The organism is Bradyrhizobium sp. USDA 3311, assembly GCF_054062495.1.
In genome coordinates this window covers 7,105,078-7,118,019 of sequence record NZ_JBSSFI010000001.1, presented here as the reverse complement: position 1 = coordinate 7,118,019, position 12,942 = coordinate 7,105,078, and the positions used below count along the sequence as shown (strand labels likewise).

Sequence of the window (12,942 nt, the reverse complement as noted above, 5' to 3'; positions counted from 1 at the left end):
TCCGGAACGACGGTCGGATGCAGGCTCCGTTCGGCAAGCTAGTCTCCATGCGGCGTCGCAACATATGCTGGTTCCATCCGATGCGGGTCAATCGATCGGCTGATAAAGATCGCCCCACTCGGACTTCCAGACCCCGTCTGGATCGCACACCACCAGCGCCAGCTTTACGTCGTTTGCCAGCCGGATCGCGCCGCGAAAAGCATCCTGCGCCGGCAATTGCGCGCTGATCTGGTCGGTGGTCAGCCGTCCCCGGCTCGCGGCGGCCGGCAGCACGATTGATCCGGAGGCGCCGTCATTGTCGCGTTTCAGGAGCAGCGTGATCGCGTCGGGCTGAACTTCGCTCACCTTCTCAAATCTATTCCGGGCCATGTTTTGCACCGCAAGCTGAAGAGAATTCGGACTATCACCGTCAAGTGATAGAATTGAACGTGATTGAGATTGCGCACCACTAATTGACGCGCAGCATTAACGGCATCTCGGATTAGTCGATCCGACGCGGCGATCGGTTCGGGGTACATTGAGGCGAACATGCTTCGTCCAAATCGTTGGATCTGGGTCTTCATCGTTGGCGCTGGCATTTTCGGAACCAATGCGCATGCCGACGATACTGTCGTCCGCAGCTTTGCCAGCGGTTTGGCTGCTTCCATGGTCGGCATCGTTCCGGCCAGCGAGGACGTGGAACTCGCGGGACCACAAGCACTCAGCGCCGACGGGCAGGGCAACCTGTTTGTGCTCGATCAGGTCAACGGTCGCATCCTGCAGTTTGACCCGAAACAGCCGAACTCAGATCCTGACGTCCTCAAGATGCCGAAAGACGTCCAGCCGACCGATCTCGTGGTCCACAACGACGACATCATGGTTTGGGACGGCGGCGTACGGACGCTGAAGGCGGCGCCAGGGCAGTCCACGCGCGGAATCGGTGGTGACGTGATCCAGCTTGAGGAGGTCTCGAGCCGTAGCGCGGACGATCAGGTCGCCGTCTCCGCTTTCGCCCAGATGGGATCGCAGGCGCCCGGCAGCGCGGCCGACTTGCTCAACCAGAATACCCGCGCGGCCATCGTCAAGACGACGCGGCAGCCCGACCGGCAATATGTGGCTTCTCGAAGTAAGGGCTCGGTGATCGCCGATATCGTTCCGGACAAGGGCAATGCCAGCGTAAGGGTCGAGATCCAGACCATGGTCACCAACGAGACGATCGGACAGCTAAGCCTGCGGGTGCGCAACCAGCTCGGAACGGTGGAGTTTCTTGAGATCGACAACGGCGACCGCTTCTATGTGCTTGCCGAGGACGTTCCGCCATCGGGAAAGAACGCCTCCACGTTCGTCGCACGCTATGCTGCGAACGGCCGTCTCGAGGGAATCTATGAGCTTCCTTTGGAAAATACGCCGCTGACCCGGCGGTTCGTCACGGTTTCGGGCGATGGCGATGTCTATTTCCTCCGGACCAAGCCGGACGGAATTGAAGTGGTTGGCGTCGGCTTCCGGCCGCTGACCAACGCTTCCATTATCGACGTGCGGCCGTCGCGAACGGCAGCCGCGCCAGCACCGCAATCCGGCGTCAAATTCGACGCGTCGGCCGCTGTGAGACCTTCCAATCGCCAGCAGGCTATCGAGACCGCGTTTGCATTCGAGGGCATCCAGTGGAAGCTGACGCAGTCGAACTACGGCAGCGATCCCGACAGCCAATGCAGCGGCTTCAGTCGTATTCGGCGGCCGTGGTATCTGCAGGGCAAAGTGAACCAGGAGGTGCGCGGTGTGCCCTATTGCTGGGGCTGCCACGGTTCGCTCGCGAACTTCCGGCAGCGGATCGACAGCGGAGCGCTGGCTGGCAATGTGTGCACTCGCAACGCGCCAAGGCCGGATGTGGCTGGCGTCGACTGTTCGGCATTCGTCAGCGCCGCGTGGGGACTTTCTGTCCACTACACGACTGCCGCTATTCCTGCGATCGCAGCCCCCGTGGCAAATCCCTGGGACCTGAGGCCCGGCGATGCGCTGAACAAGCCGGGCTCGCACGTGATGTTGTTCCTGCGGTTCACGCCCGATCGCAAGGCCGAGGTGATGGAATCCTCGACCGGTGGCTGCAACGGTCGCGTCTGCCGCAACGTCTACCCGTTGGCGAGCCTGCTTTCGCGTGGCTACGTTCCGGTCCGCTTTCGGGCGTTCGCGGATGACCAGGCGACAGTCTCAGCGAGCGCCTATCAAGAGGCCGAACCGCAGCCGGGCCGCAAGACGGCGAGCAAAAGGCGCTGAACCCGGTGTGTCGCTGGCGCTACAGAATGGATAGGAAGGATGTCGAGGTGGATCACGATGCGGATGCCCAGGGAACTTGATTGCGGGATCAAGCGGCTATGCGCCACCATCGGGCTCGCTGCGTTGATCGGGCTGATATCCCCGCACGCGCATGCGACAGGGGGATTGTCGATCAGCAATCCGGACGGGGCGGCGGTGCGCGCGCTCGTGATCGGGATCGATGACTATCAGCACGTGCGGAAATTGAAGGGCGCGGTCGCCGACGCCACTGACATCGTGACCAGCTTGAAGAGCATGGGGGTTGGCGACGTCGTCGTACTGACTAACGCACAGGCCGACAGGGCAAGCATCTTGCGCGAGATCAGTTCACTGGTGGAGCGGACCAAGAACAACGACCTCATCTTTCTGTCGATCGCAGGTCATGGAACCCAGGAGCCGGAGCGCGTCAAGGGCTCGGAGCCGGACGGGATGGAAAACGTGTTCCTGCTGCCAGGCTTTGAAACCACGCCAACCGGGTCCATTGAACGTGTTCTGGGCAGTGAGTTCAACCATTTCATCCGGCAGTTCGAGCTTCGCGGAGCGAAGGTGATCTTCGTGGCTGATACCTGCCACGGCGGCGGTATGGTGCGCGATATCGATCCGCGTGCCGCTGAGATGAGCTTCCGGCAGGTGCCGCGTTACACATTGCTGGTTGACGAACTGAAGCCGGTGTCGGACAGCAACGATCCGAAGTCAGAACTCGATCTTGACCACACGGCGTTCCTGGCTGCGGTGGACCGCTACACCAAGGCGCCGGAAGTCCGCATCCCTGGCATCGATGGCTTGCGCGGGGCTCTCAGCTATGCGGTCGCACGGGCGGTGGAGGGTAGCGCGGACATCAATCACGATGGGAAGGTGACGCTCAAGGAGCTCTTCAGCAATGTTCGACAGGTGGTCTATCAGCTCTCGGACCAGCGCCAGAACATCGTGACCATATCATCGCCGCCTCAGACGCCGGATACCGACATCGCCTTCGAATTGACGCGCGGTGTCGTGCTGATTCAGGGGCCGGCCGCGAGAGCGGCCTCCGGCCCGGCCGGATCCGGGGCGCCCGTCGAGGGACAAGCGCCCGCGCCGCCGGCTGTCACGGCCAAGGCACCAAACATTCCCACCCTTGCCGCGGCGGCGACCAAGGAACTTCCGACCGGCGACGCGCCGGCCCCCCTCCGTCTCGCTGCGCCAATCCGGCTGGCGGCGCTCGACGGCAAGACGAACTATTTTGCGAGCGTGGCGCCAAAGGATGTTCCCGTGCAGGCTGTTCAACCGACGGACAATCCCGACCTGATCTGGGATCCCGTGTCGCACGACGTGATCGCGTGGGGCGACGTAGTCGCCTACGGGATCGACGTTGCCAGCCTGCCGACGGTCGTTGACCGGACAGCGGCAATTCGTGAACTGAAGCGCATTGCGACCCGGTCGCCGCAGATCATGCGCATCTGGCCGGACGATCGCCAACAGCGTGCTGGCCAGACTGTCGAAGTTGATCTGTCTGATGTGGGGTCAAGAGCGGTGTTGCTGTTCAATGTGTCTGGCGATGGCACCATCCAATTGTTGTATCCGGTGGGTTCCGATGCGGCACTGGCCCGATCGGCGAGTTTGCGCCTACCGCTCAGGGTCGGCGAGCCGTTCGGCGCGGAACAGATCGTTGCAGTGACCTCGCAGCAACGCATGGTCGATCTTGAGACAGTCCTGATGCAGCTCAACCGGCGCCGCGCTTCGGGGCAGGTGATCAAGAGCCTCGAGCGGTACTTGCCTGCGGACGCGCGGATCGCCTCGGTCGGCTTCTTCAGTGCTCCCTGACTTTTAGGGAGAGCAGGCCATGCCGTCATCGCAGCCGATCCGCCGGGAGCGACCATGGCTCGCATTCCTGCTGCTGCTGGCGGGTAGCGGAGCTTCGTCCGCAGCACCGTTGCCGTCGGCATCGCTGAATGTCGGCACGACGTATGCACCCTGGCTTTGGCCCGTACAAGCGGCGCGCAGGCAGGCCAATACCGCGAGTGTGTCCCTTCAGATCCTGCCGGGTCAGACCGTCAACCTCGGCGGCAAGGTCACGTTCGGCGTCACCGCGAGGAAGCCGGGATATCTCATTCTCGTCGACGTCGACGCGGAAGGGCGAATGTCCCAGATCTTTCCGACTCCCGAGCTATTGGCGCAGTCGGACGGACGCGACATCAATCTCGTCAAGCCCGGCGTCGAATTTGTCGTTCCAACCCCGGCGGCTCGGCAGCGTGGTTTTGAATATGTCGTCTCACCGCCGACTGGGTCAGCAGTGATGATCGCCATCCTGAGCGAGCGGCGGGTGCAGTTGCTCGATTTGCCGGACTTGCCGCGCAAGCTACAAGATCAGGCCGAGGCGTTGAGCTATCTAACGGCCTGGACCAGTGAGCTGCGCGTGCCGGACAACGGCAGCGGAAAGCTGGTGACGAATAATTGGTCGTTCGACGTCAAATCCTATTCCATCAAGTGAGCCCGGCAAGGCCAAGGCCTGTGAAGGCTAAAGCTTGCTCAGCCGACTGAAGAAGCCACCCCGGGCGATCATGTAATGAATGTCGTTTGGAAAGGGAAAAGCGCTGCGAACGTTGGAAATCGCGCCCTGAAGGAATTCCCCGTGCTGTGGCGCCGGCTTGTGGTGCAGACGCGGCTGGTCAGCGACTTGCGGTATCATGAAGCGATCCACGTAAGCCGGGTCCAGGTCGTTGACCCTGACCATCTGGCCAAATGCCGGGAACAGGTCGTAATGACCGACCCTTACGCTAAGGTTCTTGAGAGCAGGGCGTTGTGGCTGCGCTTGATTGCCATCGGCCGTCGCCAGCCCGCGCCCGATCAGGTCCAGCTTCACCGATTGCGGGAGAGTTGATGGACCATACACGATCTCGAGCGCGCGGCCGCTCTGTCCAGACAACCACTGATACCAGAAGGTCGCATCGTCGGGCCGCGCATTGGCGCCGTAGAGGCAGTCAAATCCCCAACAGGCCGTCAGCTTGCCCTGATACTTTCCAAGGTTCCCGACGAGATTGCGCATGCCGTTACCGCCGCCGGAGTGGCATGCGATGATGAGCTTGCCGATCTGGAGCTGAGGAATGGACGTCGAGGAGAGACCCAGGAACCTGGCAAGAGCTCCAAGGACCTCCTCGAGATAGCGTTCGCCCCAGCTCGCGGTTGCCAGGTCAGACACGTTGTAGTTTCCGGCAAAGGTGTCGCCAACGGCATATTCGTAGCCCAGGAACGGCGCGATAAGCACCACGTCCTTGCCGGAATCCCGGACCTGTTCGCGCAGCCGCGCTGGATCGTTGTGGAATAGGAATTCATGGTTTTTGACATAGAAGCCGTGAAGCCAGATCACGACATCGAACTTGGTGGCAGCTGTTGGGTGCTTTGGCGGAAGATAAACCGCCGTCGGCTTCATGCCGGGTGCCTGCCGCTTCGTGAAGAGCGTCACCCCCGGAAAGGCGTTGGCGTCCTTTTGCTCAAGCTCACACGCAACCACACAGGTCGCTCCGCTTCGGCCAATCCAGGCAAGGACCTGGCTGACCTGGTGTTAAGCTCTGCTGCCCGTCACACATTCTCGACACCAAAATCCGCGCGGCCTCCTGGCCTTCCATGACGCCGTGGCAGCCTTGCGCGTTGCTAGCGGCAGGACTCGACATTACCTACGTTGCCCCCGGGGCCGCCCCCGCCGCGGTATTCGAGGTGGCAGCCGCGACTGACCTGACGGCACAGAGATTGATCACAAACGATCTGACCACTGCCGCCGCCGCTGTTCTTCACAGTTGCTTGCCGCCGCGGAACGTCGGCTGTTGGCTCCGGTCTCTCGCGGGCCGGACGATCCGCACGTGACGGACGCTCGTCCGTGTTGCGCTTCGCAACCGGTTTCTTCCCGCGTCGCTTCTCGCATTCATTGTCGTCGTTGAGGAACGAACCCTCGGCACAGGTGATCCTACTGCACTGGTCGCCGTCGGGCCTGTAGCCGCGATCGCAGATCAGCGGGCAGACCCGCGATGGCCTAAGCTTGATCGCGTCAAGAGCATCCAGACTTGCAAGCTTGACGTCCAGTTTGGTGCCTGCGTGCCGGTTGAAGAGAGCCAACGAGCGCTGCGAGGCCGCATTCCATTGGCCATCGACGGGGCCGGCGAAGCAGCCGACGCGGCTCAATTCGCCTTGTACGGACTTGGCGATATCGGCTCTTGCGATATCGGTCTGGCGCGGCTCGTCACTCAGTGCCGCAAGCTTGGGCGTCTTGCTGTACTCACCGGGCGCAGCGGCCGTAGGGTTATCCGCGACGGTACTCTCAACGGCCGGCTTATTCCCGGAGAGTGCAGCGACGATTGTAGATTCGGATGCAGTCCGTTTCCGTTCCGCCTCGGTGGCCTGCTCCTGCGCCGCTTGCTTCGTCCTCTCGGCGGCAATCCGGGCCTCTTCCGCAGCCTTCAGATCCGCGGCCGCCTTCTCCTGTTCGGCACGCTGGGCGCCCTGGGACATCAGGCGAGCTTGTTGCTGCTCGGCCTGCTGCGCTTTCGCCGTCGCCGCGACGCGTGCGTCCTCGGCCTCGAGCTGATTAAGCTGCAGCTTGGCCAGATTTGAGTAGTATCCGTCTGGATGCTGGGTCAGGAACGCGTTCAGAGCGGGCTTGTTGCGGAGCTGCAAGGCCAATTCGTAATCGCGACGAATTTCCGACTGGGGGTTGGCTGCTTGTATCGGCTCCTCGGCCTTGGCAGCCGGAACAAGTGCAACGTCTTCGCCGCCCAGCGAGCCGTAGACATAGGGCTCCTGTCGGTTGCCCGTGGCTTGCAAGACATCGTCGCGGACGAAGCCGAAAGCCCTGCGCAAGTCGAGCCCCGGCTTTGCAATATACTTCACGAGAGCCGTCGCGTACGGACTATTCTTGCTGTTGCCATCGAGTGCGGTTAGTCCGGCTTTCGCCGCAAACGCGATCAGTGTGTTGGAGACGGCGGGTTCGACCCTGGCCAGCCCGCGGCTGATTGATCGCGAGGCAACTGTACGCTTCATTGAGTCGGCAAACGGATTGTTGCGGCACGCGTCGACGATCACAACGCGCAGCTGCCTCGCAGGCTCGATCGCCAGCAGGACACGGTCGAGCGAGAATGCTTCGTCATAGATATCCGTGTCACGCTCGAGTCTGGCGTCTGTCGGGATCAGATAGTTCGTCCCGTCGATCTCGATACCGTGGCCAGCATAGTACACCAAGGCAATGTCGGCATTGCGGGCCTGATCGGCGAATTCTCTCAGGGCCCGCCGCATGTCGGTCGCGGCGAGGTTGAGCCTTGAGTCAACCACATCGAAACCTGCGCCCTTCAAGGTCGCGGCGATGGCCGCAGCGTCATTGGCCGGGTTTGGAAGCAGTGGGGCGTTTTGATAGCTGGAATTGCCGACCACCAAAGCCACGCGCTTTGTCGCCCAGGCTGGCTGAGAGGCCAGGAACAGCGAAGCGGCGAGAAGAAGACAAACCCTGAGGTGCCTGTACAATCTCATGGCGAACACCCAACCTATGCCCGTAGAATGGTGACGTCGCGAGGACGGCCGCGTAAGAAATAATTCCTGAATTCGTACGCTACTGGCGGCTGCCTGTCTGCATACAGTACCGATCTCGAGCCCGATCCATTCCTATGTGTTGTTTTGAAATGCGGAGGCGTTCAAAAGGTGCGGAGGATTATTGCGGCCGGGCGTTGTGCGCCGATTCATGTGGATGATGGGCGCCCGCCAATGTTGTGCTGTCGTGCGACCTCGGTATAAGATGTTGATGTAAAACAGTTATTACATTCTTGCTGGCCTGCACGCGGCAGCGCACCAGAAGGCTCTGACGTGGTTCAAACGAAAGTTCCGCTGACGGCGATCGAGCGGACGTGAAGTCCAAGGACGGGCTCGCGGATCGACCGTCTCGGTCGCAGCTTGCAATCAGGTCAACAGCGCGGAGCAAGGCCGTCAGTTCGGCTTCGGGCAGTGATGGACTTTGCGAAGAATTCGACTCGTCCATCGAGCTATGGCTTGGCGACCACGAAGCCGTAGAAGTTCTCCAGGAGCTGATCCTCCGTGAGAGAGGACGTTCTTGTGGCCTTTGTACTCTTCATCTCCCCAAATGAAGACCGTCATTTTCAAGTTCCCGAGCGCAGCACGATCCAATGACGAGCTTGAGCCACATCGAGCCCGACGTCGCCTGATCCGACGCGTCGAGCAGACTGGGCGTCGATAAGCAAACAGACGCGGTAGCCCGCGGCAAATAGCCGGCTCGCCCTATCTATACTGCCGGTGCCCGACGGTGAAACACGAGATCGGCGTCTTCTTGGATGTCGGTGTAACCGGTGCGGTGAATCTCCATCGGGGTCATGTCCCCCGGACATTGTTCCTTCGGTAGAGTCGAAATGAAATCAGTCCTCCGAATTGCGGAGGACAGCACGCGGAGATACAATCGCAAATTCCGAACTTCGGAGAAGCTAATGCCTATTCCCTTGAGGATTTACATCACGCCATTTGCCGAGAGAGGGGTCGTTGAGCCCAGGCAATGGAGCAGCGACACGGCCAAGAAGGCGCTCGACGTGGTCAATACGATCTGGTCAAAGGCCAAGATCGCGTTCGTGATCAGCGATTGCTTGATGGAGAAGCCGCTCGACATGGCAAAGAGCGCACGCAGCAATGATCAGCGATTGCTGGGTGTTCTTACCTCTCGGCACGATCCGGACAATGCCATCCACATCTACCTCGTCAATTCGATCGAAAATCTGTCCGCTGGCGGAGGCTCATACCCCAATAGCGAACCCGAGCCGGCAAGCTTCGTCCAGTGGTATGGCAATGACCACGCCAATGGACGCGCCTGGGCTCACGAGCTTGGTCATCTGATGAGCCTTGATCACGTCGAGATCGATTATTCCAATGAGAAGCAGGCGGCGCAGCGCGTCAAGAACCTCATGACGATAGGATTGAGCGCCGGCTCCGACTTGACTGGCCAGCAGATCGATGCAGCCAAGGGCTCAAAGCTGGTCAAGCGATTTGGTGGATAAGTCGTTGGCCGACCGCAGAAGTCGTCGCCTCCGTCGTCCTGCAGGTCGCGCGTCCGCGCGAAACGGTCCGAACGTCCTCTGCGCGAGGCGGTCTCCACTGAATTCAGCCAAACGATCACATTGTGGCAATCGACGCAGTCGTGTGCTCCCGGCCCGACGTCGAGGCGGCAAGTTCCATCGCGCCGGGCCTCGTAGGCGGAGCCCTTGGCGAGCCCCTTGTCGGAAATTGAAAAGCAACTGAATGACTGCGTTTCGCGCATGGCAGCGACAGCCTTAGTGAGAGTAGATCGAGCAGACGACGCCAGGTTCCTGTTCGCGAGAACCTCGTCGCTCCAGCTCAGACGTTTAGCGCGAGAGTCCATGATTGCGATCACAGAACCGGTGACCACTTCGCCTGCTTTGCGCAAAGCCATCCGCAATTGACACGCAATGCCAAATCACCAACGAGCACACCAAGTGCTTCCGCGATATTGCGCTGCGGCTGCTGGGCGACGCCTACCGTTTCGCTTTGTTTTTGATGGGGATCAGGCAGACGCAGAGCAAGCCGGCAAAAGTACTATCTAGATGCGCTGTCGCTTTGACAGCGGTCGGGTAGGGGCTTCGAGGTCTAGGGAAATTCCGCGAAGTCGTCGTGCTGTACGAGTTCCACGGCCTGTCCTACCGCGACCCCTCCTAGGTCGTCACTGCTCCGATCGCGACAATGATGTCGCGTTGCACAGCGCACACTGCTTCGGCGCCAGATCGAAATGGGAAGAAGATCACAACCTTCGTTGTAGCTACCGATTTCATGAACTTCTCTTCTCTTGCCCGCACTAAAAACAAGGCGGTCCTGCGCCGTCCGGCCGATCGCCGACGAGTTGCTATCTGTTCACTGCAGGTCGAAGAGACATGTTTCACAAAACTGGTCCGGGCAGGGTTGACGTCGATCTGGATTTTTCAGGAGTGGGGGTTCTGCACGCGCGGCTCTGGAATTTCGATTTCGATGACTTTGCCGGCTACCAGTTTCGGGGCTTGAAGAAAGAGCATTCCGAATTTCTGAAGAACAAAGTGGTACCCCTACTCGAGGATGACGCCGGTCAGATCTGGATGACGGGCTCCGCGAGCCGGATCGGTGCGGCCGATTGGAATATGACGACGTCGGCCAACCGCGTGATTACAGTCGCGCGGTCTCTGTCCGAGATGGGCATCCACCCGGAGCAAATGCAGACGCACGCCATCGGCAATACGCAGACGGCAAATCACAGGCTGGACGAAGACAGCGATAGATCAGTGGTCCTTTGGGTGCTCCCGAAGGTCTATTTCGAACCGATCATAAAGCCAGACTTGCCGCGACCCGTTCCGCCGAAGCCAAAAGTCAGTCGAAATTTCAAGATAGCCATGCTGCTTGAGGTCGACGGTTCGATCTCGTTCGCCGCGAGAGTGGCCATCAAGCGCATCGTGAAGGGCAGGGCTGGAGCCGGGATTGCGTTTGCCAGCGCCTTGTTCTCCATATGGGACACGGAAAACAATTTGAAGTGCACCTACGTCTATGCGGCGGTCGGCCTGGGCTTTGGCTTAAGCCTTCCGAAAACTGGCGGTAGATCGGGTACCCTGCATGGCCCGTGGAATTCGTTTACGACTGAAAAGCCAATCTCCTGTTCGCAGTTCGGCAAGTCGATGCGCTTTACGACAATCGGCATAGGCGATGTGAGCAAGAACTGGATCCTGCTGGAAACGCCCAAGGGGGTGAAGGACGTCTACTTGAGCATCAGCACCGGCACGACCATAGGCGGCGGCGCGTCGACATACCCAGCCCATCTGAGCGCTTTCATCCCGCTGGAGAGACCAAAGCCGTTTGGCGGGCCGTGAGCATGCCGAGGCCGACAAAGCCCGCATACAGTGGTTCATGTCCCGAGCTAGCTTTTGTTGGCTGGACCTAGTTCAAACTTCCCCATGATGGATTGGAGCGAGAGTTCAGATCTTTCAGATAGTTAGAGGGCGGCATGTGCACTACGTGTGCACCGGGAGATCAAGAAAAATCTCCTCACAGCTAACGTGATCGGGCCTTCCGATGTAGATGGCGCCGCCTCGGTGCGATCGACTGGTCGTCCGCCTGCACTTTTCGACAGTTTCGGTCGAGGCGCGGGGTAGCAGATGCGGCGTCCGCGCCGGTCTGCGCGGGCCCGCAAGAGGCCGTTTGGAACTGAGCGCAGGGCGAACGCGATTCAAGCGGGGATTTGTTGGCAGCCGCTCTCGCGCGCGCAGCGCTAGCTGCATCGAGCGACAAATCGAAAGCGCAGGGGCGCCATAAGAATTCGCTATGGCGGCAGACCGCAGTCATGCTTCCCCTGTCATCGAACGTAAATCTATTTTTTACCGTCGGCCGCAGAAGAAAATTCCAAGAGCAAGACCACGGAAGTGGCGGAGATCGCGGGCGCATCATTTTGTAGCGGCAACGGAGCGGGCACATGACAATCGAATTGAGCCGACGCGGATTTTGCATGGGAACCGCACTGATCGGCCTTCAGGCCGTCTCCTCCAGTGCCTTCGCCCGAACCGAGGACGGCACCGTCAAGCTCGGCCTCGTCGCGCCGATGAGCGGGCCGAATGCCCGCTATGGCGCGTTCTCGCTGCGTGGCGCCCAGATGGCGGCCAAGGAGATCAACGGCGCCGGCGGCATCGGCGGGCGCAAGATCAACGTCCTGGCCGGTGACAGCCAGGGCACGCCGGTCGAGGGTGTCTCCGCAACCCGCCGTCTCATCGACCAGGACCAGGTTGATTTCATCATCGGCGACGTATCGAGCTCGGTGACGCTCGCGATGCAGCCGGTCGTGGAGGATGCCGGTGTGCTTCTCCTCAATGCCGCGTCGTCGAATCCGAAGATCACCTACAAGGCGGGCGTCGGCGGCTTCAAATGGACCTACCGTAACTATCCGACCGACGAAAACCGTGCCCTGATCGTGCTGCAATACGCCGCCGAGAAGAAGGGCTTTACCAAATACGCCGTGCTCTCGGTCGACAGCGATTATGGGCGCGCGGCCATCGAGTTCACCAAGAAGTACCTTCCTCGTTTCAAAAGCCAGATCCTGACGGAAGACTATTACAAGGAGGGCGAGGTGGATTTCCGCAGCGTGCTGTCCAAGATCCGCGATTCCGGCGCCCAGGCCATCATCATGTACGGCAACGCCGATTCCACGCCCATCGTCGGGCGTCAGATGATGGAGGTCGGGATCGCAGGGAAGATTCCGCTGATCGGCAATGCCGAGTTCAATACCGAGAAGACCATCAAGGCGGCGCCGAAGGCGCTCGAAGGTGCGATCGAGGCGGCGGCCTGGCTTCCCGCCTACGAGTCGGAGAAAAGCAAGGCGTTCGTCGACAAGTTCACTGCCGAGTTTCGTGAAGCCCCCAACAACCACGCCTATGTGCACTGGGAGACGACGCATCTTCTGGCCAAGGCGATCGAGCAGGCCCAGAGCATCGACCGCGAGAAGGTCCGCACCGCGCTGTCCAAGATCCATTATGCGAGCGCGGTCGGCGAGGTGACCTTCGACGATCACAATCAGGCGCGCCTGCCGATGATCCTGCTCGAGATCGAGAACGGCAAGCCGGCCATCAAGGGAGCCTATTCGGCCGAGATCGATTATCCCAAATAGGGCGCCAC

9 protein-coding genes are annotated in these 12,942 nt (G+C 60.5%); 6 read left to right on the top strand and 3 right to left on the bottom strand.

Features of this window, described 5'->3' with window-relative positions; genetic code table 11:
• Nucleotides 1-87: 87 nt before the first annotated feature.
• Nucleotides 88-345, bottom strand: coding sequence for a hypothetical protein (locus ACVWW6_RS34230; RefSeq protein ID WP_236842226.1), 258 nt, complete (start codon nucleotides 343-345; stop codon nucleotides 88-90).
• Nucleotides 346-528: 183 nt separating this feature from the next.
• Here ACVWW6_RS34230 and ACVWW6_RS34225 point away from each other — a divergent pair, with 183 nt between their 5' ends.
• Genes ACVWW6_RS34225 through ACVWW6_RS34215 form a run of 3 tightly spaced genes read left to right on the top strand, consistent with a single transcriptional unit; the run spans nucleotide 529 to nucleotide 4,756 of the window.
• Nucleotides 529-2,250, top strand: a complete 1,722-nt coding sequence (locus ACVWW6_RS34225) for a hypothetical protein (RefSeq protein WP_456682225.1) — start codon at nucleotides 529-531, stop codon at nucleotides 2,248-2,250.
• A 39-nt stretch (nucleotides 2,251-2,289) separates the two neighbouring features.
• Nucleotides 2,290-4,089, top strand: a complete 1,800-nt coding sequence (locus ACVWW6_RS34220) for a caspase family protein (protein WP_011086389.1) — start codon at nucleotides 2,290-2,292, stop codon at nucleotides 4,087-4,089.
• 19 nt (nucleotides 4,090-4,108) lie between these two features.
• The gene (locus tag ACVWW6_RS34215) at nucleotides 4,109-4,756 is read left to right on the top strand and encodes a DUF4384 domain-containing protein (RefSeq protein ID WP_011086390.1); all 648 of its coding nucleotides are present in this window, start codon (nucleotides 4,109-4,111) and stop codon (nucleotides 4,754-4,756) included.
• A gap of 27 nt (nucleotides 4,757-4,783) precedes the next feature.
• Here ACVWW6_RS34215 and ACVWW6_RS34210 read toward each other — a convergent pair whose 3' ends face one another.
• Entirely contained in the window at nucleotides 4,784-5,776 is a 993-nt protein-coding gene (locus tag ACVWW6_RS34210) for a hypothetical protein (protein ID WP_456682224.1), read from the bottom strand.
• A gap of 140 nt (nucleotides 5,777-5,916) precedes the next feature.
• Entirely contained in the window at nucleotides 5,917-7,692 is a 1,776-nt protein-coding gene (locus ACVWW6_RS34205; RefSeq protein ID WP_038967716.1) for a caspase family protein, read from the bottom strand.
• Between the two features lie 974 nt (nucleotides 7,693-8,666).
• Here ACVWW6_RS34205 and ACVWW6_RS34200 point away from each other — a divergent pair.
• The 3 genes from ACVWW6_RS34200 (at nucleotide 8,667) to ACVWW6_RS34190 (ending at nucleotide 12,934) form a co-directional block, all read left to right on the top strand.
• Complete coding sequence (locus ACVWW6_RS34200; protein WP_370204074.1) at nucleotides 8,667-9,302, top strand: zinc metalloprotease; 636 nt, start codon at nucleotides 8,667-8,669, stop codon at nucleotides 9,300-9,302.
• 888 nt (nucleotides 9,303-10,190) lie between these two features.
• The gene (locus ACVWW6_RS34195; protein ID WP_456682223.1) at nucleotides 10,191-11,150 is read left to right on the top strand and encodes a hypothetical protein; all 960 of its coding nucleotides are present in this window, start codon (nucleotides 10,191-10,193) and stop codon (nucleotides 11,148-11,150) included.
• A gap of 599 nt (nucleotides 11,151-11,749) precedes the next feature.
• Nucleotides 11,750-12,934: an ABC transporter substrate-binding protein gene (locus ACVWW6_RS34190; RefSeq protein ID WP_027544772.1), complete on the top strand. Its 1,185-nt coding sequence runs from the start codon at nucleotides 11,750-11,752 to the stop codon at nucleotides 12,932-12,934.
• The last annotated feature ends 8 nt before the right edge of the window (nucleotides 12,935-12,942 follow it).

Bases quoted from the DNA above. Each gene is read 5' to 3' on its own strand.
- ACVWW6_RS34225 (WP_456682225.1), top strand. From the start codon at position 529: ATGCTTCGTCCAAATCGTTGGATCTGGGTCTTCATCGTTGGCGCTGGC.
- ACVWW6_RS34220 (WP_011086389.1), top strand. From the start codon at position 2,290: ATGTCGAGGTGGATCACGATGCGGATGCCCAGGGAACTTGATTGCGGG.
- ACVWW6_RS34215 (WP_011086390.1), top strand. From the start codon at position 4,109: ATGCCGTCATCGCAGCCGATCCGCCGGGAGCGACCATGGCTCGCATTC.
- ACVWW6_RS34200 (WP_370204074.1), top strand. From the start codon at position 8,667: ATGAAATCAGTCCTCCGAATTGCGGAGGACAGCACGCGGAGATACAAT.
- ACVWW6_RS34195 (WP_456682223.1), top strand. From the start codon at position 10,191: ATGTTTCACAAAACTGGTCCGGGCAGGGTTGACGTCGATCTGGATTTT.
- ACVWW6_RS34190 (WP_027544772.1), top strand. From the start codon at position 11,750: ATGACAATCGAATTGAGCCGACGCGGATTTTGCATGGGAACCGCACTG.